Annotated in this window: 19 protein-coding genes and 1 pseudogene; 10 read left to right on the top strand and 10 right to left on the bottom strand. The window is 57.8% G+C overall.

All coding sequences use genetic code 11. The annotated features are described in order from the left end of the window. Window positions 1-9 precede the first annotated feature (9 nt). The gene (locus tag ACCD02_RS02945; protein WP_413298480.1) at window positions 10-651 is read left to right on the top strand and encodes a TetR/AcrR family transcriptional regulator; all 642 of its coding nucleotides are present in this window, start codon (window positions 10-12) and stop codon (window positions 649-651) included. Between the two features lie 46 nt (window positions 652-697). Continuing rightward, complete coding sequence (locus tag ACCD02_RS02940) at window positions 698-1642, top strand: alpha/beta fold hydrolase (RefSeq protein WP_413298479.1); 945 nt, start codon at window positions 698-700, stop codon at window positions 1640-1642. A gap of 43 nt (window positions 1643-1685) precedes the next feature. Here ACCD02_RS02940 and ACCD02_RS02935 read toward each other — a convergent pair whose 3' ends face one another. Genes ACCD02_RS02935 through ACCD02_RS02905 form a run of 7 tightly spaced genes read right to left on the bottom strand, consistent with a single transcriptional unit; the run spans window position 1686 to window position 8590 of the window. Next, complete coding sequence (locus ACCD02_RS02935; RefSeq protein ID WP_413298478.1) at window positions 1686-2765, bottom strand: ABC transporter ATP-binding protein; 1080 nt, start codon at window positions 2763-2765, stop codon at window positions 1686-1688. A gap of 33 nt (window positions 2766-2798) precedes the next feature. After that, the gene (locus tag ACCD02_RS02930) at window positions 2799-3752 is read right to left on the bottom strand and encodes an SIS domain-containing protein (protein WP_413298477.1); all 954 of its coding nucleotides are present in this window, start codon (window positions 3750-3752) and stop codon (window positions 2799-2801) included. A 19-nt stretch (window positions 3753-3771) separates the two neighbouring features. Next, window positions 3772-4647: a carbohydrate ABC transporter permease gene (locus ACCD02_RS02925; protein WP_413298476.1), complete on the bottom strand. Its 876-nt coding sequence runs from the start codon at window positions 4645-4647 to the stop codon at window positions 3772-3774. Continuing rightward, window positions 4647-5552, bottom strand: a complete 906-nt coding sequence (locus tag ACCD02_RS02920; protein ID WP_413298475.1) for a carbohydrate ABC transporter permease — start codon at window positions 5550-5552, stop codon at window positions 4647-4649. Before ACCD02_RS02920 ends, ACCD02_RS02925 begins: the two co-directional genes overlap by 1 nt. After that, window positions 5552-6811 (bottom strand): extracellular solute-binding protein, encoded by a 1260-nt coding sequence (locus ACCD02_RS02915; RefSeq protein ID WP_413298474.1) that lies wholly within the window; start codon window positions 6809-6811, stop codon window positions 5552-5554. Before ACCD02_RS02915 ends, ACCD02_RS02920 begins: the two co-directional genes overlap by 1 nt. A gap of 10 nt (window positions 6812-6821) precedes the next feature. Next, the gene (locus ACCD02_RS02910; RefSeq protein WP_413298472.1) at window positions 6822-7793 is read right to left on the bottom strand and encodes an N-acetylglucosamine kinase; all 972 of its coding nucleotides are present in this window, start codon (window positions 7791-7793) and stop codon (window positions 6822-6824) included. Continuing rightward, window positions 7790-8590 carry a DeoR/GlpR family DNA-binding transcription regulator gene (locus ACCD02_RS02905; protein WP_413298471.1) on the bottom strand — a complete coding sequence of 267 codons (801 nt, stop codon included), beginning with the start codon at window positions 8588-8590 and terminating at the stop codon, window positions 7790-7792. Before ACCD02_RS02905 ends, ACCD02_RS02910 begins: the two co-directional genes overlap by 4 nt. Before the next feature lie 133 nt (window positions 8591-8723). Here ACCD02_RS02905 and ACCD02_RS02900 point away from each other — a divergent pair, with 133 nt between their 5' ends. The 3 genes from ACCD02_RS02900 to ACCD02_RS02890 all read left to right on the top strand — a co-directional run bounded on the left by ACCD02_RS02900 (window position 8724) and on the right by ACCD02_RS02890 (window position 12292). After that, entirely contained in the window at window positions 8724-10013 is a 1290-nt protein-coding gene (locus ACCD02_RS02900) for a D-tagatose-bisphosphate aldolase, class II, non-catalytic subunit (RefSeq protein WP_413298469.1), read from the top strand. A gap of 269 nt (window positions 10014-10282) precedes the next feature. After that, window positions 10283-11281: an NAD(P)H-quinone oxidoreductase gene (locus ACCD02_RS02895; protein ID WP_413298468.1), complete on the top strand. Its 999-nt coding sequence runs from the start codon at window positions 10283-10285 to the stop codon at window positions 11279-11281. 138 nt (window positions 11282-11419) lie between these two features. Next, window positions 11420-12292: an esterase/lipase family protein gene (locus ACCD02_RS02890; protein ID WP_413298466.1), complete on the top strand. Its 873-nt coding sequence runs from the start codon at window positions 11420-11422 to the stop codon at window positions 12290-12292. Between the two features lie 293 nt (window positions 12293-12585). Here ACCD02_RS02890 and ACCD02_RS02885 read toward each other — a convergent pair whose 3' ends face one another. After that, window positions 12586-14217 carry a methyl-accepting chemotaxis protein gene (locus ACCD02_RS02885; protein ID WP_413298465.1) on the bottom strand — a complete coding sequence of 544 codons (1632 nt, stop codon included), beginning with the start codon at window positions 14215-14217 and terminating at the stop codon, window positions 12586-12588. A gap of 850 nt (window positions 14218-15067) precedes the next feature. Between ACCD02_RS02885 and ACCD02_RS02880 the strand changes: the two genes are divergently transcribed. Together ACCD02_RS02880 and ACCD02_RS02875 are read left to right on the top strand one after the other, a co-directional pair. After that, window positions 15068-16273: an HD-GYP domain-containing protein gene (locus ACCD02_RS02880; protein WP_413298464.1), complete on the top strand. Its 1206-nt coding sequence runs from the start codon at window positions 15068-15070 to the stop codon at window positions 16271-16273. A gap of 114 nt (window positions 16274-16387) precedes the next feature. Then, window positions 16388-16693: pseudogene (locus tag ACCD02_RS02875) on the top strand (PAS domain-containing protein); the annotation flags it as partial. A gap of 5 nt (window positions 16694-16698) precedes the next feature. Here ACCD02_RS02875 and ACCD02_RS02870 read toward each other — a convergent pair. Beyond that, window positions 16699-17595 carry a LysR family transcriptional regulator gene (locus ACCD02_RS02870; protein WP_413298463.1) on the bottom strand — a complete coding sequence of 299 codons (897 nt, stop codon included), beginning with the start codon at window positions 17593-17595 and terminating at the stop codon, window positions 16699-16701. A gap of 232 nt (window positions 17596-17827) precedes the next feature. Here ACCD02_RS02870 and ACCD02_RS02865 point away from each other — a divergent pair, with 232 nt between their 5' ends. From ACCD02_RS02865 to ACCD02_RS02855, 3 genes are all read left to right on the top strand, one after another. Continuing rightward, on the top strand, window positions 17828-18454 hold the full coding sequence (locus ACCD02_RS02865) for a hydrolase (protein ID WP_413298462.1): 627 nt from the start codon (window positions 17828-17830) through the stop codon (window positions 18452-18454). Window positions 18455-18988: 534 nt separating this feature from the next. Next, complete coding sequence (locus tag ACCD02_RS02860) at window positions 18989-19804, top strand: substrate-binding periplasmic protein (protein WP_413298461.1); 816 nt, start codon at window positions 18989-18991, stop codon at window positions 19802-19804. After that, the gene (locus ACCD02_RS02855; RefSeq protein ID WP_413298844.1) at window positions 19797-20036 is read left to right on the top strand and encodes a helix-turn-helix domain-containing protein; all 240 of its coding nucleotides are present in this window, start codon (window positions 19797-19799) and stop codon (window positions 20034-20036) included. The genes ACCD02_RS02860 and ACCD02_RS02855 overlap by 8 nt, the downstream gene beginning before the upstream one ends. Here ACCD02_RS02855 and ACCD02_RS02850 read toward each other — a convergent pair. Continuing rightward, window positions 20018-20761 carry a hypothetical protein gene (locus tag ACCD02_RS02850; RefSeq protein ID WP_413298460.1) on the bottom strand — a complete coding sequence of 248 codons (744 nt, stop codon included), beginning with the start codon at window positions 20759-20761 and terminating at the stop codon, window positions 20018-20020. The two genes, ACCD02_RS02855 and ACCD02_RS02850, sit on opposite strands and share 19 nt — an antisense overlap. Between the last annotated feature and the right edge of the window lie 114 nt (window positions 20762-20875).

The raw sequence follows: 20875 nt of genomic DNA, 5'->3' as shown, positions 1-20875 counted from the left end.
ACGCTTTATTTGGAAACGTTTATTTCCTATACTGTGACCATGACTAAAAAATCAGACCTTTACGTCCGCCCCGGTCGGCCCCGCGAGTTTGATACCGATGCGGCACTGGACAGGGCGATTACACGCTTCAGTGAATATGGCTACCACGGTACCTCGATCTCGGACCTGAACGCTTGCCTGGGCTTGACCTCGGGCAGCATCTACAAGGCATGGGGTGACAAGCGCGGCCTGTTCCTGGCTGCACTTGACCGCTACATGATGCTGCGTGGGCAGGCGATTGCCGCTTGCCTGGCTGCGAAGCATACAGGGCGAGACAAAATCGAAGCCCTGCTCAAACACTATGCGCAGCTCAGCGGCGAGGCTGCCGGACGCACAGGGTGCCTGGTCATCGAAACTGCCGTCGAACTGTCCCTGGCTGACACTGAAGTGGCCGGCTTGATCGCGGCTCAGCAACTCAGGCGTGAAGCACAGCTCTGTCGCCTGATTGAAGAGGGACAGCGAGACGGCTCGGTGCGCAGTGACCTGAACGCGGCCATGCTCGCGAAAATGCTCCTGGCCCTTCAGCAGGGTATGAGGGTGTTGGGGAAAACCGGATCAAGGGATGACGACATGCAAGGCATGGTGACCGAGTTGATGCGGCTGCTTGAGTAATATTTTATCCAATTAGGAAATGATCAATTCCATATGAGGGGTCATTATGAACGTTCGCTCGGAACAACCCGGCCGTGTCGGTGCCGATTTCATGTCGCATACGAATTTCTGGCAGCGGTTTCGCCATGCCAGTGTGCAGATCGATGAGGTCACTATTCACTACGTCGAGGGCGGCGATGGCCCGCCTGTCGTGCTGATTCCCGGTTGGCCGCAGAGCTGGTATGCGTGGCGCTACGTGATGCCGCAACTGGTGGACGCCGGTCACCGGGTCATTGCGATAGACCCTCGCGGGATGGGCGAAAGTGATGCACCTCCTGGAGGTTATGACCTGGCCAGTGTTGCCGCCGAACTGCATCACTTTGCACAGGTCATCGGCTTGCTGGAGAACGGGCCGATCGATGTCGCAGGGCATGACGTAGGCAGCTGGATTGCCTATGCATGGGCGGCAGACTGGCGCTCGGACGTGCGTCGTGTTGCGCTGCTCGATGCCCTGATACCGGGGCTTTCGGTGCCACGCACCGACCTGTCAGTGGACGAAACCAATCGGCGCAGTTGGCATTTCGCTTTCAACCAGCTCGATGATCTCTCCGAACTGCTGATATCAGGACGGGAAGAGCCGTTTCTCACCTGGTTGTTTCGCGCCAAGTCGCTGCAACCCTGGACCATCACCGCCGAAGACATCGCCCTTTATGCCCGCCAGTTGGCGGCCCCTGGCGCGTTGCGGGCCGTAACCGGCTATTACCAGTCGGCATTTTCCCTGGACGGTATTGCCGCCAATCGCCTGCGCGCTGAAACACGGCTCGACATTCCCCTGCTGGCGCTGGGGGCCGAGCGCGGGGTAGGGGAGTACATGGTCAGCGCATTGCAGAAACTGGCGACAGATGTGCGCGGTGACGTGGTCCGCAATGCTGGCCATTATCTGCCGGAGGAGGCCGCGAATCGCATAGCCGACGAGTTGGTGGATTTCCTCGGTGAGTCGCAAGGGGAATAACGAGACCTCTGTTCTGCTTTCCCCTGTTCGGATCACTGAAGGTTCAAGCCATCCGCGCCCCGCTGGCCTTGTCGAACACATGGATATGCTCACAGCTGCCGCGTAACTGGACGTCCTGTCCCAGTTGCAGATCGTCCCGGCGCGACAGTGAAGCCACCATCGGCGTATCCCCGGTGCGCCCGTAAACGTGACTTTCTGCGCCGGTCGGCTCAATCAGGTCGACCGTAAAGGGAAGCGAGAAGCCTGCGCCCGGCACGGCAGACAGCGTCAAGTGCTCAGGGCGGATACCCATGACTACCGGGCTTGAAGCTGCCAGGTCGATACGCCGCTCCAGGGCGATCCGCTGACTGCCCACTTTAATGAATGATGTGCGCTCGTCTTGCTCCAGCACGCCTTCGATCAGGTTCATCGCCGGCGAGCCGATGAACGTGGCGACGAACAGATTGGCAGGGCGGTCATAGACGTCGATGGGCGCGCCGACCTGCTCAATACGACCGGCGTTCATGACCACAATCAGGTCGGACATGGTCATGGCCTCCATCTGATCGTGGGTCACGTAGATGGCCGTCGTGCCCAGTTTGCGCTGCAGGGTGCGGATTTCAATACGCATCTGCACCCGCAGCTTGGCATCCAGATTCGACAACGGTTCGTCGAACAGAAAGACCTGGGGATGGCGCACGATGGCGCGGCCCATGGCAACCCGTTGCCGCTGACCGCCAGACAGCGCCTTGGGATAACGATCGAGGTAGTTCGACAGGCCGAGCATCGCCGCCGTTTCCTTCACGGCCGCGTCGATACGCGCGGGCGACTCCTTGCGCAGATGCAGGCTGAAGCCCATGTTCTGCGCGACTGTCATGTGCGGGTACAGCGCGTAGTTCTGGAACACCATAGCGATGTCCCGGTCCTTGGGCGAGATATCGTTGATGACCCGCCCATTGAGTTCTATCGCGCCGGATGTCACTGACTCCAGGCCCGCGATCATGCGCAGCAGGGTTGATTTTCCGCAGCCCGAAGCGCCGACCAGAGAAACGAACTGACCGTCGGCAATGTTCAGGTCAATGCCGTGCAATACCGGTATTGCGCCGTAGTTCTTGCGCAGTTGCTGAATGTTTACGGTTGCCATATCGAAGGAACTACCTATGCCGGACCCACTGATTCAGGAAAGACGCACGACCTTGGTGAGGTGGCGCGGAGCGGTGCTGTCCAGGTTTTTGTACTGGGCCAGACGTTCGCCGAACAACTGCAAGGCCGGGAGGATTTCCAGGCTGCGGTCCAGGCCGGTGCGGGTGACGCCGATGGAAATATCGCCCGGTCCGCCGAAGCCGATCACCAACGCGCCTTTTTCCTTGAGTTCGTCATAGAGCCTGGCTTCTTCATCAGAGGTCTGGGGGCTGTAGATCAGCACCACGCAGGTTTTCGCGTCCACCAGGCTGACAGGGCCATGGCGGTATTCCATGGGATGAAACACCTGGGTGTAGGTCAGGCTCATCTCTTGCAGCTTCAAGGCGCCTTCGCTGGCCAGCCCGTAATAGGCGCCACCGCCCAGGTAAACGAAGTGCGAGCGCGACAGCACGCTATTGCTCAACTGACGGTCAAGCGCCTGCATGGCCTGTTCGGCGAGAGCCGGGATTGCTGCATCGACTTCGACACCTGCCAGGCGCAAGCCCAACAACAGCATCAGGCTGGCCGAGCTGCTCATGACGATGCCTTCCAGGGCGTGGGTAGGGGCGAACAGCACTTCATCGCTGCACTTTGCCAGGCTGCTGGCGCTCTCGCAGGTTATGCCCAGGGTCTTCAGGCCACGCACACGGCTGGCCTGTACTGCCTGCACGGTCTCGGTGGATTCGCCGCTGCGCGACAGGGCGATCACCTGTGCATCCTGATAGTCGGCCAGATAAGCCTCGGGACGCCGCGCCCACTCAGCACCCGGTACCGCGATGGCCCGCTTGCCGTTGAGGTTCAACGCGCTGGCGACCACCTGGGCCAGGTAGTACGAGGTCCCGCAGCCGACTACGACTATGGTCGATGCATTGAGGATGGGAAGGGTCTGGGTCAGGGCAGGCACCCAGAACGGAAATTGTTCGACGATGACGTGTTCAGTGACGTTCATGAATAGAGTCCTTGAGGCGTTATTTGGTCGCGCCGGCAATCAGCCCGCGCACGAGGAAACGGTTGAGGAAGATCACCAGCAGCACGGGTGGCAACATGGCGACAACACCGGCGGCGTTCATCAGGCCGTAGTCGACGTAGTTGCGGGTGACGAATTCCGGAATCAGCACCGTCAGTGACTTGGTCGCCAGCGACGGGGAGAACACCAGCGGCACCATGAATTGGCCCCAGGCGCTGAGAAACGTGAGGATGGCCGTGGCGATCAGGCCGGGCGCGGCCAGCGGCAAGACGATCCGTATCAGGGTGTAGGTGCGACTTGCGCCGTCCAGCCAGGCAGCTTCTTCCAACGACACTGGCAACGACTGATACACGCTGCGCATCAACCATAGCGCCAGAGGCAGGAACGCTGACACATAGATCAGTGTCACGCCCAGGTAGGTGTCGATCAGGTGCAGGGAAATCATCAGGCGATACAGCGGAATCATTACGGTATAGGCCGGTACCGCCATGCTCGCGACGACCAGGCCGAACAGCAGATTGCGCCCGGGAAAGCGCAGCCTCACAAAGGCGTAGCCACCAAAGGCGGCGGCGACCAGGGTCACCAGTGTCGCGGCGACGGAGGTCACCAGGCTGTTGATGAACGCCCGGGAGAACTGCGGCCACACCGACTGCACTTCATTACCCTGGGAGGTACTGCTGGCGCCAAACAGCTTGGCGAAGTGTTCCAGGGTCGGATGCTGAGGCCACAGGCTCAGATGGTCGCTGAGCATGTCCTTCGGGTCGGTGAAACTGGTGATCACCGCCCAATAGACCGGCCCCAGCGACCACAACAAGAGGATGAGCACGGCCAGGGCGAATCCGGCCTTGCCGAGCAGTTGCAAGGTGAGTTTGCGCATCAGTCGAACCTCGTTTCGCGGTAGACCTTGAGCACGTAGACCATCGAGACCACCAGCGAGGCGATCATGGCCAGTACCGACAGCGCCATGCCGTAGGAGAACTTCAGATTCTGAAACGCCGACATGTACACCTGGATGATCAGGCTGCGGGTATCCAGGCTTGAGCCGTTGAGGATCCAGGCTTCGTCGAACAGGTTGAAGGCAAAGACCGTCGACTGACTGAGGGCGATGGCCAGGCCTCCGGCGATCAGGGGCAGGGTGATCATGCGGAAGCACTTGATCCGCCCGGCACCATCGAGCTTCGCCGCTTCATAGAGATCTGCGGGAATGGCTTGCAGGGCCGCCAACAGAATGATCGCGGTGAGGGGCAACATGCGCCAGACATGGACCAGTGCCACCAGCAGCAATGCGGTGTTGTGATCGTTGAACCACACCACATTCTCGTCGAGCAGCCCCACAGCCTTGAGCAGGTTGTTCAGCAGGCCGTAACTGGGGTTATAGATCCACAGCCAGACCAGGGCATTGACCACGGGGGGCAGGCACCAGGGCAGTACCAGTACCGCCAGCAGCCATTGCCGACCTCGACGCACCTTGTTGAGCAACAGCGCGGCGCCCAGGCCGCCGGCAGTTTCCAGCACCACGGCCAGCACCACGTAGACCAAGGTGTTCCAGGTGGCGTGCTGAACGTTGCTATCTGAGGTCAGGTTCTGGTAGTTGAGCAGGCCGACGAAGGGCGTGCCCGGGCGCATCGGGTCAATCCGGTAAAGGCTGTCGAGCACCGTGGTCACCAGCGGCACGAAGACCAGGCTGGCCATCACCAGGATGATCGGCAGTACATACGCCAGCCCTAGCCAGGTCTCGCCGGGCACGGGACGCAAACGTTCCCTGATCGAGGCTAGAGTCATCACGGCTGCATCGCACTCTGGGCTTGTTCGGCGATCTGGGCGACCGCCTGGGCAACGGTCAATTGGCCCTTGGCCGCCTGATTCAGCGCGCTGGACACGGCGCTGGTGAATTGCGGATACCAGACGGGCGTGCCTTGTTTGAACAACGGGTCGACCAGCCCGGCCTGCTGCAGAATCACGTCACCGCTCTTGAGCTTGCCTTCGCTGTTGAGCTGCTTGAGCACGCTGGTGCGGGTCGGCAGGTTGCCCAGGGTTTCGTAGCTTTCGATCTGGTTCTGCGGTTTGATGAACCAGTTGATGAACGTCTTGGCGCCATCCTTGTTTTTTGCCGTGGCAGGGATACCCACGGCCTCGGGCAGGCCGATGGTGCGTGCCGTACCGGTGGTGGTCAGCATCAATGCTGCCGATACGTGGTCGGCCACCTGGGATTTGGCCGGGTCACTGTACACGGCGATATTGCCGGCCCAGCCAGCCAGGTCGAACGAGGCATCACCCTTCTTGAACAGTTCCTGGACTTCGACGTCTTTCAGCCCGGTGGCGGCCGGGCTGATGAGGCCGGCCTTTAGGGCTTCGACTTCAAAGGCCAGGGCCTTGTAACCAGCCGAATCAGGCTTGATGAATTGCGGCTCGAATTTGTCGTTGAACAGCTCGCCGCCGAATACCTTGGTCAGCAGATACCAGGCCGTGGCGCTGCCTTCGGTGGCGGACAGCGGCAGGGCGATGGGGTACTGGGCAATGTTCCTGGCCTTGATCGCCTTGGCGTCGGCCAACAGTTGTTCTGGTGTGGTCGGTGCTGCAGCGATGCCCGCACGCTTGAGGTGGTCGCTGTTATAGATCAGCACCCGGAAGTCGTTGGCATAGGGCACGGCCAGCAACTGACCATTGAACACGAACAGCTTGGCCGAAGGGATGTCGGCAATGGTCGCAGCGTCCACCACGCCTTCGAGGGGTTGATACCAATGGGCGGCGCCGAACTGCCCGACCCACGACCAATCCACTTCAGTGGCATCGCCTGGCGGGCTGCCAGCGATCATTGAGGTGGCAATCTTGGTCAGGATCTGGTCCCAGCCCAGGGTCTGGGTTTCCAGGGTCGTCCCGGTTTCGGCGGTCAAGCGGTCGGTCATGGCCTTGGGCAAGGTGCCCCACGGCGGCAACAGGACTTCAGTGGCGCTGGCTGCGCTGGCCATGGGCGCGAACGCCGGAACGGCGAACGACAGGGGCAGCATGACGAGCGAGGCGATCAGATGGCGTCGGAGCATGGCAAAACCTCTACATCGGAAAAGGGGAGGTTGATGGCAGTGCAAGGGTGTTGTGCAGGCTTGAAGACAGGTGTTCTATCCAGCGGTTGTCGGGGTTCCATCCCGCGTTATGTGCTGCGCGCCAGAGGGCACCGCCCACCGGCGGCAGGCGCGGTGGGGTGGGGGCTATGCGCAGAAGAAGCTCAAGTCGTTCACTGATGATCGGGTCGGCAAATACTCCTCCGGCATAGCTCCAGACCGGCGCCCCGGATTGACCGATTGCGCGCCAGGCGGCAGTGACATGTTCGGCCAGGTGCTCGGCAGCGGCCTCCAGTACGGCGATGGCTGCGCTGTCACCTGCGGTGGCCCAGGCCGAAACCTGCTGCGCCAGGGCTGCAACGCTGGCGCGACGGTTATCCTGTTCGTAGACCCAGCCCGCCAATTGTTCCGGGGCCAGATTCAGATGGTCGAGCAATGCCTGGGTCAATTGCGCTTGCCTGCCTCGCCCATCAAGGGTGTGACTGGCAATGACCAGTGCCTGCAAACCGATCCAGTAAGCACTGCCTTCGTCGCCGAAAACGTCGCCCCAGCCGCCGACCCGCACGTGGGGCGCCTGCGGCTCATTGCGACTGGCCCAGGCCATGGAGCCTGTCCCCGCCAGTATCAGCACGCCTGCCGAGCCTGCGGTGAACGCGCCATCGAAGGCGATGCGTACGTCATTCTCCACCGTCACCGGGCAACGCAGGGTTTGCCGGGCAATGTCCTGCTGAACCAGCGAGCACTCGGCCAACTCGCCGTGCAGAGGCAGGCCCAATACAGCCGCCGCGAGGGGCAGCTCGGCGACGGATCCTAACAATGCTTTGAGCTGCCGTTGCCAGTCAGCATTGGCGACAGGGTCGAGCCCGTCTGCCATTTCCAGCTTGAGCACCTGGCCCTGGCGGTCGGCGATTGCCAAAAGGGTTTTGGAGCCTCCGCTATCCAGCCCCAGGATGCATGGGTTCATGCTTTGAGGTCCTCGGCGGCAAGGGCCTGAGTCGAGGCCTTCAGCAGTGGGGCGCCCAACTCTTGCAACCTCGATTGCCATTTTGCCGACAGCTGTTCATCGCTGATGACCGTGAGAGCCGGGCTCAGCGGGGCGACGCGATACGTCAGGCGTTGATCGAATTTGCTGGAATCGGCCAGCAACAGGGTACTGCCCGCCCGCGCCAGCATCTTCTGATTGAGCTGCGCTTCACTGGCGTCGAGGCTGTAGATGCAGGCATCCGGAGCAATGGCACCGGCGCCGAGGAACAACTGGTCGAACCAGAGGTTCTCGATCATCGCCTCGGCCAGGGCCCCGACCATCGAGGCGTTCTCGGCGCGCAATTGCCCGCCCAGCAGCACGATGCTGATGCCGGGGGTATTCATCAGGACCTGGGCGACGTTCAGGCAGTTGGTGAATACCGACAGGGGCAGCGGGTCCAGGCGCAGGCGTCGGGCCAATTGCAGGACGGTGGTACCGGCGTCGAGAAAGATCGACGAACCGGGGACGATCTGCTCGTAGGCCACTTCGGCAATGGCGCGCTTGGCGAACAGATTCTGGTTTTCCCGCAGGTCGAAAGCGACTTCGACGCCGGCACTTTTGGCAATGCGGGCGCCGCCGTGGGTGCGGTGGATGGTGCCGTCCGCTTCGAGGCTCAACAGATCCCGGCGCACGGTCGCCAGGGAGGCATCGGCAATGTCGGCAATGGTCTGGATGGTGCTCTCGCCATGACTGTAGAGGTGCTGGCAGATGAGCGAAAGGCGTTCGTCTTTGGTCACTGTGAATGCTCGTTAGTGATTCATTGAATGGAAATATAGAGATTAAAAAATCACTTTCAATCAAATTTATGATTGATTTTGATCGTTTGGCTCTCGTAAGGTGACCTCCCAATGTTATCGAGAGGCACTGGTCATGCAGGCTCATTATCTTCAAAAACTGGTGGATGCTCATGCACACGGCAGGCCGACAGGAATTACCTCCGTGTGCTCGGCCCATGCTCTGGTGATCGAAGCGGCTTTGCGCGAGGCGCTGGGCGACGCGGGGCCGGTGCTGATCGAGGCCACCTGTAATCAGGTCAACCATGAAGGTGGCTACACCGGCATGACCCCGGCGGACTTTCGCCAGTTTGTCCTGGGCATCGTCAAGCGTGTGGGTTTCGATCCCCGGCGCTTGATACTGGGGGGGGATCACCTGGGGCCGAACCCGTGGAAAGACTTGCCGGCAGAGCAGGCGATGGCCCGAGCTGAGCTGATGCTAGAGGCTTACGCACGGGCCGGTTTTTCCAAGATTCATCTGGACGCCAGCATGGCCTGTGCAGATGAAAGCGACCCGCTGCCAGGGGCAGTGATTGCTGAACGCGCGGCCCGGTTGGCCGCTGTGGTCGAGCGTACGATCAGCAGCGCCGGCATGCCGTTGCCGGTGTATGTGATCGGCACCGAAGTGCCAGTGCCGGGCGGGGCGTTGGAAAAGGTCGAAGACCTCGCTGTGACTACGCCCGAAGATGCCCGTGAAACTCTGGTGCTGCACCGCAGGGCATTCGAAGCCCTTGGTCTACAAAGCGCCTATGCGCGGGTAGTCGGCCTGGTGGTGCAGCCTGGCGTCGAATTTGGCAATGAAAACGTCGTGGTCTATCAGGCCGACAAGGCCCGTGAGCTTAGCGCCGTCTTGCAGCAGGAACCCCAAGTGGTATTTGAAGCGCACTCTACCGACTATCAGCCCGTCTCTGCACTGAGCAGTCTGGTCCATGACGGCTTCGCCATTCTCAAGGTCGGCCCGGGCCTGACATTCGCCTTGCGCGAAGCGCTGTACGCACTCGATCAGATTGCCGCGACGCTACAGTTGCTGCCTGAGGACAAGCGGTTGTATCGGGTGATGGAAGCGCTGATGCAGGACGATCCCCATCACTGGAACAAGTATTACCACGGTGACGAGGCCGCGCTGCGGCTGCAGCGCCATTTCAGCTACAGCGATCGCATCCGCTACTACTGGCCGTTCGAAACCGCGAGCGAGGCGGTTGATCAGCTTTTCGCGGCCCTGGGTGATCGGCCGATACCGGAAACCCTGGTGAGCCAGTACCTGCCGCAGATCTACCCGCAGGTCGCCAATGGGGCTGGGGATACCTCGGCGACGGGGCTCGTTCTGGCGGTCATTGGCCGGGTGTTGCGCCAGTATCGCGAAGCCTGTGATGGCCAGGCCGGTTAATGAGGGGGATGTTCTGGTTGTCAGGTGCACGCGCAGCGATCATGGATGATCGCTTTGGACTTGCGCGAGCAGCGCCTCTGAGTGTCGACACCCGCGCCAGGGCGAAAAAAAACCGGTGTCATCCCCATTTATGTTCACTCGGGACGTTTTATTCATGCGTCGTTGGTGTGCTTAAAGGCTGCATTATCCGTGCGAGCAAGTGCATAGGCTGAATGCCTGCAGCGGGCTGGTGTCACAGCCTGTACCGACTTTCTCAATGAGGTGCATCCATGAATTTGCCCGATCGCATGAACTACGTCGAAATTACCCAGCCCGGTGGGCCGCAGGTATTGCAGTTGGCGCAGGCCGCCGTGCCGCAGCCTGCCGAACACGAGCTGCTGATCAAGGTTCATGCCGCTGGTATCAACCGTCCCGATGTCATCCAGCGTGCTGGCAAGTACCCGATGAAACCCGGCATGAGTCCGGTACCCGGTCTGGAAGTAGCGGGTGAGGTCGTGGGGCTGGGTTCGGCAGTGTCCGGCTTCACAATGGGTGATAAGGTCTGCGCACTGACCAATGGCGGTGGATACGCTGAATATTGTGTCGTGGCTGCAACTCAGGCGCTGCCGATTCCCGCCGGCATTGACATGATCCACGCCGCTGCCATTCCTGAAACCTTCTTCACCGTGTGGGCCAATCTGTTCGAACTGGGCCAGGCCCGTGAAGGCGCCACCGTATTGATCCATGGTGGGACGAGCGGCATCGGCACCACCGCGCTGATGCTGTGCAAGGCGCTGGGTATCAAGGCATTTGCAACAGCGGGCAGCGAGGGAAAATGTGAACAGATCCGAGCTCTGGGGGGCGAAGCGATCAACTATCGCGAAGCCGATTTTGCCCAGGTCATCGCCAGGCAAACTGACGGCAAGGGTGTGGACGTCATTCTCGACATCATGGGCGCCAGCTACTTCGACGGTAACGTCGCTTCCCTGGCGCGCCGCGGACGCCTGGTGATCATCGGTTTTCTGGGCGGCAGTTCCGTAAAAGACTTCAGCTTGCCAGCACTGATCGACAAACAGGCTTCGGTGACAGGATCAATGATGCGTTCGCGCAGCACCGAGGAAAAGGCCCAGATAGCCCGTGCGGTGCAAGCCACGGTCTGGCCATTGCTCAGCCATGGACAATGCCTGCCCATCATTGATCGTGTTTTTCCGCTGGCTGAAGCTGCCAGCGCCCATCAACGGATGGAGGAGGGCGAGCACATCGGCAAGATAGTGCTAAAGGTGGTGTGATCCTGGCGTATTACTGTTCGTCCGCATCCCGGCTGTGCGCTTTGCGTCCATCCGCTTTGTAAGCTACGGTCAGGCCGCGACAGATCAAGCAGTCGACAGCATTTTCTTCGCTAACTTGCGCTATCAGCAGGTATCACTATGGACACGGATGCGTCTACGAAATACCCGATCGTGTTGGTTCACGGTCTTTTCGGTTTTGACAGGATCGCAGGCTACCCGTATTTCTTCGAAATCAAGGAGGTTTTGGAGCGAGCCGGTGCCATTGTATTTGCTGTCAATATTCCAGCCGTCAACGGTAATGAAGAGCGCGGTGAAAAACTGCTCGAACACGTTGACCGCATTCTGCTGGAAACGGGCGCCGCCAAGGTCAACCTGATCGGCCACAGCCAAGGCCCCCTGGCCGCGCGTTATGTAGCAGCCCTGCACCCGGAAAAAGTCGCGTCGGTCACCTCGGTCAGTTGCCCCAACCACGGCTCTGAGATCGCCGACCAACTGCACAGGGCGCTGACCCCCGGGAAATTGCCCGAAACATTGATACTGGCGTTGTTGGGTGCGGTCGGCACCCTGATTTCCTTTATCAGCGGCCATCCGCAAAACCCGGTCAATCCCCAGGCGGCTTTCGAGTCCCTGACCAGTGCCGGCCTGGCCGACTTCAATCGCAAGTACCCACAGGGCGTGCCAAAGGTGTGGGGCGGGGAGGGCGATGAGATGGATAACGGTGTGTATTACTACTCATGGAGCGGGATCGTGCAGAACTTTCAGAGTCTGCAGCCACTCGATCCGACTCACTTGAATTGCATCGCGCTATCGAAGTTGTTTTATAAAGAGAAGGACGCCAACGACGGTCTGGTAGGGCGTTACAGCTCGCATCTGGGCAAGGTGATTCGCTCGGACTATCCCATGGACCATTTCGATGCGGTCAATCAGATAGCCGGAATTACCAGTTGGAACGTGAGCCCGGTGAGGCTTTACCTTGAGCACGCCGCCCGGCTCAAAAGCCAGGGGCTGTAAGTTCATGAAAATGGCCCGCCTGGATAAGAGGCCATTTCGAGTCTTGCCGTCTAGCGGTCAGGCAGATTAAAACGTCATCCGTGTTGTGGTCGCATGTGCCCGCTCGCAAGAACGTCACGATCAGTTGGGGCTCGCCCTGCAGACCGGCCCTGTGCTAACCCTTCCAATCCCTGTCATCACCCTTGGCGCCCTGGCCGTCCGCCTGAGCATCTGAGGCTGAAAGTCCTGTCAACTGCCAAGGCGTCCTGTGCGCAGCGGTGTTCAACTACGGGCGATACGCAGTCGTAAACCGCCTAAAACGAAAACCGGGCGACCACATGGTTCAGGCCGACCGCCAGCTTGGATAGCTCCTGGCTGGCAATGGCGGTCTGGTTGGCGGCGGTTGAGCTCTGCATCGACAGGTTACGAATACTGATCAGGTTCTGATCCACTGAACGGGCGACTTGCGCCTGTTGTTCCGAGGCCGTGGCAATCAGCAGGTTCCGCTCGTTGATATCACTGACGGATGTGGCAATCTCCTGAATGGCGGTGCCGGTTTCATGAGCAATCGACAGTGTATCGTTGGCTTCTTCGTTACTCTGTTTCATCGACAGAACCGCTTTGCTCGAGTCTTTCTGGATAGTTTGCATCATCTGCTCGATTTCCTGGGTCGAGATCTGAGTACGGTGCGCGAGGGCCCTTACTTCGTCGGCCACCACAGCAAAACCTCGACCTTGCTCACCCGCCCGTGCCGCTTCGATGGCAGCATTGAGTGCCAGCAGATTGGTCTGTTCGGCAATCGAGCCGATCACATCCAGTACCTTGCCGATACTTTGGGCCTGATCGGCCAGGCCCTGGACTTCAGTACTGGTCTGCGCGACGGTGGCGCTGAGTTTTTCGATGGACGCAATGGTCCGGCCCACGCGTTCCTGGCCGGTCCTGGCAGAGCGTTCCGAGGCCTGAGTGGACTGTGAGGCCGAAACGGCATTGCGGGCGACTTCTTCCACGGCAGCCGTCATTTGATTTACTGCGGTGGCGGCCTGATCAGTTTCCAGGCTTTGCTTCTGAATACCGGATGTGGACTCCTGGGTGATGGCGCTCATTTCTTCCGCCGCAGCAGCCAGTTGGCTGGATGAGTCGGCAATATGAGTAATGGTCGACTTGAGGCTTGCACGCATGGCTGCTGTTGCCGTTTGCAGCTCAGTCAGTTCATCGGCACCGCTGATTTCCACGTCGCTTTTCAAGTCACCTTCAGCGATTTTTTTCGTGGCACTCAATAAAGCATTGATCGGTTGCGTAATGCTGCGGGTGAACAGGAAGGCAACGATGATGGTCAGCGCAATCGCCAGGATCATCAGCAAAATCGTAATCATGAAGCCGCTGTTGAAATTGTTGCTGGCCTCTTTTTCGGACGCATCAGCCCCCTGCTCATTGATAGCGACCAACGCTTCCAGTGAGGTTTGCAATATTAAGGCTTGTGAGCGGGTGACGGTTTCGATGAAAGTAACCAGTTCAGCGTCCGACTGGGTCCGGCTTCGCTCAATCAGTTCATCCACTTTATTGATATAGGCCAATACGTCGCTGCGAGCCTTGGTATAAAGCGCTTCTTCTTCCGGGCTGGAAACCATACTGGCGTAGTCTGACGTTGCGTTGCTCAATGCTGCTTTAAGGTCGTTGATTTTTGTAAGGGATGCGTTCCCCAGCCGATCAGGGTCCATTACGAAACGCCTGGTATCCAGACGATACATAAGACCTGCCAGTTGAATTTTGCTGGCTTTGCGCACGCTGGGGAGCCAGTTGCTGCCGATTTCCTGGGCGGCAACATTGATCTGGTTCATCTTGAAAAGCACGGTCGAACCCAGACCGATGAGTAGCGCGCAGATAATGCCGAAACTGAGCATGGCCCGACTCGTCAGTTTGATACTTCTAATAGTGACTGCATTCATATTATTAGATTCCTGGAGCATGGAGCTGTTGAAGCCGGCCTTGGCCGATCGTGTCGCGGTTGATATGACTCTAGCCTTTGAGTTGTAAAAAAAACGTTATTGGCGCGCGTGGTTAATCCTGGATCCATAAATTAGATAGTCGCCTGATCGAAAGCGTCAATGTTTTTGAGCCGCCAGATACATTGTAAAGCAAGTTATGTGTATGCAGGCAATGGTGAGTTGTAAGACGTTGTCTGAATTGAGAGCTGTCAATAGACTATTTGTCTAAAAAATTGATCAGGATCTTTATTAAGCTCAACGGCAGGCTACAGGGCAGAGCAACGCCACGACTGTGCATTAGACTTTAGTCGAATACCCGACTATTGAGGTGTGGTATTTGCGGGGCGGTTTCTGTTGGGATGAAAAGTAATTGGTAATTATTTCTAGCTGCAATAATTTGTAACATATTTTCGGTTGCATTGGGACTAGTTGGATTGGATCCAGGTTGTATTAATTCATTAGCTCGCTTTGTAAATAAAAAAGACAGCCGCTTGGCCAGCTACTATCCTGTTTGACGAGGGCTTTTTTACGCCTCCGATAAAGCGCGATGGTATGCCGTTGAACCACGCTCGCCGGCCGCGACTTCATATGGCTTGTTTATTTTTATGTATTTTTCACATTCCATAGTTACAATGATGTCCATGTGCCATCACTGGTGGCGTGATAGTAGCGCGAGGCTTGCAGTACTTTGCTAACGAGAATAATTTGCATTTTTACTCGGGCGAGCCTGGATTGAATTATCCTGGATGTAGTGACACGGACGTCAGGAAACGGACGGTATCGTGATATGTATAATAATAAGGTGGTCGGCATGCTTAGACATATTTCGATCGATGAACTACGTTTGGGCATGTATATTCATGAGTTCTGTGGTTCTGGTATCGATAACCATCTTTGGAAAAACGGATTCTTGCTGCAGAGTGATCAGGATCTGAAGCGTATTCGTGATGTCGGCATTGCGCAGCTCTGGATAAATGTCTGTAAGGGCGTAGATGCAGGGATAAAGCCCTGCGAAGGCGTGACGCAGTCGGTTTCTGCCCCTACTGCAGAATTGGAGTTCAGGGAGGAGATCGGTAATGCGGTCCGGCTTTGTGCTCGTTCCAAGGCTGCCGTGATGGCCATGTTCAGCGACTTACGTATGGGCAAGGTCGTCCAGACTGCGCAGGTCGTCGAACTTGTTGGCGAAATTTCGGAGTCTCTCATACGTAACCCGGATGCTCTCATTAGCCTGGCCCGCCTGAAAACAGCTGACGAGTACACTTATATGCATTCGGTCGCCGTGTGCGCGCTCATGATTGCGCTTGCCCGGCGATTGGGGTTGTCATCAGACAGGGTCCATCAGGCTGGCATAGCCGGCCTGATGCATGACATAGGCAAGGCCGCAATTCCCATTGCTATTCTCAATAAGCCTGGGAAATTATGTGAGGGAGAATTTGAGACCATGCGCGGCCATCCCGAGGCAGGTGCGCATATGCTCAGTGGTAATCCGATTTTCACCCCTGACGTGATCGATGTCTGCCTGCATCACCATGAGAAGGTGGACGGTAGTGGCTACCCTCACCGATTAGTCGGTAAACATATTAGTTTATTTGCGAAAATGGGCGCGGTATGCGACGTCTATGACGCTGTCACGTCTGACAGACCTTATAAAAAAGCCTGGGAACCGGCATATTCGATTCGTCAGATGGCTGAATGGGAAGGTCACTTTGACGACAGGGTTTTTCAAGCGTTCGTCAAGTGTGTCGGAATTTACCCGGTGGGGGCTCTGGTCCGCCTTCAGAGCGGCATGATAGGGGTCGTCATCGAACAAAGCGGGCATTCTTTATTAATGCCTAAAGTAAAGGTATTTTATTGCGCTACTGCACGAAAGGAGATTCCTCACGTCATTATCGATCTCTCTCTATCACCTCAGGCAGATCGTATCGTCAGTCGTGAAGCCGCGCAAAGCTGGGGGTTCACTAACATAGACTCATTATGGTCTGGACTTTCTGCCAAGGAAGGGACCTTGTTCGAGTAAATGGTTGTTTGTTATGTCGCTCTTATAATCGCTGGTGCCGTTTAGCCAGAGGGTTGTTGTCATGAACAGACGGTTGTAAATAATAAAGAGTAGCTTTTTCCAGCTGAACAACACTTGATTTTGCCTCGGATACACGAGGCCTCATTACTTATTGTAAAGACGAGTTCGCCAGCATCAGTGGTTACTCCCAGGCAAAATTGGCGGCCAGCTCGGCCTTCGGTTGATTTGGGTATTTAAAGGCAGGCAAGAACTGGATGGGCGTCGAAGAATCGCTGCAAAAATGGCGATTATTATTGGGTGAGTGCTTATGTGACGCCCATTCTTGATGATGGCCGCGTTACAGGGTATGAGTCGGTCAGGGTCAGGCCGACGCCTGAACAGGTCAGTCGGGCGGAGCAACTGTACGCCCGAACGTCTCTATCAAATCAGATCCGCACAGGTCCCGCAAAATACGGCGACTGGCCAAAGGATTCGATCAGAAATTCCGTCAGGACTCGTATCTTGCGTGCGGGATGAGGGCCTGGCGGGCGGACGACATAGGCACCTGCCGGGGGCGGTGGGTAACCGGTCATGATCGGCACGAGCGCGCCCGAGGCCACATGTTCATGGGTGAGACAATCAGGCAAGTACGCGACTCCCAGCCCTGCTTTTGCGGCTGCGACCAGGGCCGCGCCGTTGTCGGCTTTGAACCGTCCCTGCGGACGAACCGAGATAGTCTTGTCGCCATCCATGAATTGCCAGGCTTCGGTGCCTTGCATGACTGCCTCATGGGCGACTAGCTGTTCTGGTTTTTCGGGCGACCCATGGGCGTTCAGATAGTCCGGGCTCGCGACCAGCCTGGTATAGATCGGGCCGATGCACCTTGCGATCAGATTAGAGTCCTGAAGGTAGCCGACCCGTATCGCACAATCGAAACCCTCCGCAATGAGATCAACGAAGCGATCGCTGTAGCAGGTCTGGATATGCAGCTGCGGGTGGCGTCGTGCCATTTCCGCGAGCATGGGGGCGAAATGAGTCGGTCCGAAAGACGGCGACACGGCAACCCGCAAACGGCCGCGCAGGGGGCCTGAAGGCAAGAGCGTTTCCTTGGCGGTGTCGATCTCGGCGCAGACCCTGGCAGCGTAGTCGCGGAACGTGGTTCCGGCTTCAGTCAGCGCTGCCCCGCGCGTTGTGCGGGCCAGCAGTTGGATGCCAAGTTCTGCTTCAAGCCTGGCGAGCCTGCGACTGACGATCGATTTGGACACTCCCAATCGCAGCGCCGCAGGCGAAACTCCTCCGGCATCAGCCACTTCAACAAATGTCTGCAGCTCTTCGATATCCACGTCGGTGTTCCCCTTTTTGCAACACAGCTAGTCGCGCGATGCTACTACTGCGTCGAATACGGGAACAGCACAATCCTGCTTCCTGGCAACGTCGCCCCTGGCGGATGTTTCCCGGAAAACCAAACCCGCTAACAACATCAGTAGAAGTGTCGTCATCGCCATACCCGTCCATTCGGGTAGGCCTTGAGCCTTCCAGATGCGTGCATCACAACTGAGAAAAGGATCTGAAAAAATGGCAAGCGAGACTATCCGCAACCCCCATACCGACCAACTCTTGTCACCTGAGAATTCGGCACTCATCATCATCGACTATCAGCCGATCCAGGTTTCCTCGATCCGCTCGATGCCCCGCGACGAGCTGGTTTTCAACATCACCAGCGTGGCCAAGGCGGCGCTCAACTACAAGCTTCCTATCATTCATTCGACCGTCAACGTCGCGACCGGCCGCAATAAACCGCCGATTCGTGAACTGCAGAACGTGCTCGGTCATCTGCCTACCTATGACCGCACCTCGATCAACAGCTGGGAGGACACCGAGTTCAAGCAGGCAGTCAAGGCGCTCGGCCGACGCAAACTGATCATGACTGCGCTCTGGACCGAAGCCTGCCTGACTTTCCCGGTGCTTGACGCGATCCAGGAAGGCTACGAGGTCTATGTGCCGATCGATGCGGTCGGCGGCACGTCCCTCGCTGCACACAAGGCGGCGCTAAGCCGAATCGAGCAGGCGGGCGCGAAGCTCATCAGCCGCGTGCAAATGTATTGCGAACTCCAGCGCGACTGGGCGCGCGAATCCACTGTTGCGGGCTTCATGGGCGTGTTTGAGAACGCCGATGGTTTTAATGCCGAAAAAGCCGTTTAGGGAGCGCTCAGGCAGGCTTTGGGCTGAAGGTTGGGCCTGTGGTTTCATGTCTGCTTTTGGCCCAGAGTGCGTAAGTACGCGCTGATGCAATGTCAGCGCGCAACGCCGACGGCGTTGTTGCACTGTTTCAATATCGCTTCATGTTCCTGTCGCTGGATCCTCGGCTCTGTACTCAGAGTACACTGGATTCCCAAGGCACAACCCTGACTGCTGACAGGGCACAACGAACCAGGCATGACGTCTCGTTCCTTGGCCTTCGTTACGTCAACGCGGGCGCAAGGGGCGTCAATGCTCTGGTTGTGCCTGAGCTAAGCTGACAGGCGCGGTAATCAAACTCAAACTGCGACGACCGGGCGTTTTGCAGGAAAGCAACTCTGCAGGAGAGGCGGTCCAGGAGAGGCGGTATGGATGGCAAATGTGACGGTTCCAGAAGATATCGATAGTGTCCCTGTCTGATGCATCTTTAATCACCGGGTTTAGTCGGTCGGCCATGGGCATACCGCTTGCGCACGGGATTTCCCTCAGAGGTTCTATATGGTCGGGCGTCATTTATGCGGGTTGATGTCTATAACAGCCATGCTGCTGAGCCCTGGCATAGCGAAGAGTGACAATGCTTGTGATCATCTGACGGCAACCGGCAATGCCGAATACCCTCCCTACCTGTGGCGGGATCCGCACAACCCTCATCAACTCATCGGTGCCAATGCCGATCTGATCAAACACCTGGGCACGCTATTGGGGCTGGAGATCGAAGTCGTGTATGGAGGGCCATGGTCCCGGGCGCAGGAAGAGGTGAGATCGGGCCGGGTTGATATGCTGGCCGGATATTTTCTCACCACCGATCGTGAGCGGACGCTGGACTTTGTGCGCCCCGCGTTTCTGTTCACTTCCAGCATGATTTGGGTGAGGCAAAACGAAGCATTCCCCTATCACGGGTGGTCTGACCTTATTGGACGCAGTGGCGGAACACTGGTCAACAACAGCTACGGTCAGGCGTTCGATGATTACGCGAAAGCCAACCTGTCGCTTGAGGCGGTGCCTACGGCCAGTCAGGCCTTCCAAAAGCTCATACTCAAACGCAACGACTTTGTGATATTCGAGCAATTTCCTGGACGGGCCCTGGCTAAAAAGTTGGGCATGGATACCGCCGTAGAACCTCTGGAGCCGCCGATCAGCAGCGAAGGGCTTTATCTGGCGCTTTCACGCAACGCTCAGTGCATCCATCCCGCGTTACGAAACCGGATAAACGATGAAATGCAAAAAATAGTATCCAGTCCTTTGCCTCAAGCGCTTGTGCAGTCGAATCTGGAGCGGTGGAGCGAACAGCAACGAGAGGGATTGAATCCGTGAGCTGGTTAGTTTCTGTGACTGGTTCAGCAAACTGGTCGGCCGCTCACCGCTGCGTTATCAGAATGAATGGCGGCTGACGCTGGCGAAAACGATGCTGTGCAAACGCAACAGCCGCATCGGCGAGGTGGGTTTCGCGGTTGGCTACGAGTCCGAGGCTTCGTTCAGCCGCGCCTATAAAGCGTATTTCGGCCGCTCGCCACGGGACGACAACAGTCAGGGTGTGGGCGGGTAGCAGGGGGGATGATTTCTGAATTCCACCGTTGCACCTAATGCTTCAAGTTGTTCGCTCAGTCGGCGCAGGTGCAGTCTCACGCCGCTGCCAGCCAAGAGTTCTGGCGCCTCTGCAAGTGCCAGGGTGTCCTTCAGCGACAGTCCGCGACATTTGCTGATTATCTGCACGACCTTGAGCTTATGTCGGCCCAGATTGTTCACGATCAAGTCGCCACTTTCAAAATCGGCCGGATTGTAGCCGCTGACAGCAGGCGGCGCTTGCTCCGAAACTGCCGCACGCTGACGTTCTTCGAGCACCTCATGCCAGAATGCATTCGGGGGGCCGGTCTCGGCGATGATCAAGTTTTTAAACCGGACGAAATCCTCTGTCGTCTCGGTCAAGGCCGCCAGCAAACGGCTAAAAGCCGCGAGGCTCGGTGCTATCTGCGTCGCATCCCAGCGTCCGGCGCCATGGGCTGCGGTATAGACGGGATAACCGCTTTCGGCTTCGCGTGTGGCAATAAAAATGGGGTCATCCAGCCCCGTCATTGCGAGGACATACCAGTCGGGGTTCCAACCGCCATCAGTGTCTGAAACCAGGCTTTCGCCGCTATGGCCATGCGTGCGAAAACCAACTTGAAAATCATCAAGGCGTTCGAATCTGGCATAGCGCGCGGGCAACAGAAGATCACCTACGATAATGCTGTTGGCCAGGAAATCTTGAATGTCTTGGTAAAACGCGTTCATTCCCGATCGGTTCTCGCAGGTTGCCTTAACGGTTGAAACGTCGATCCTGCATGGTCACTATGGGCCGCGGTAAGCAAGCATGAATGCGAGGCTGCCGCGTGTCAGCCAGTGAGC

This window comes from Pseudomonas sp. Pseusp88, from assembly GCF_047303955.1.
Lineage (GTDB): Bacteria > Pseudomonadota > Gammaproteobacteria > Pseudomonadales > Pseudomonadaceae > Aquipseudomonas.
The sequence above is the reverse complement of the archived record's forward strand: the minus strand, read 5'-3'. Positions and strand labels throughout refer to the sequence as shown.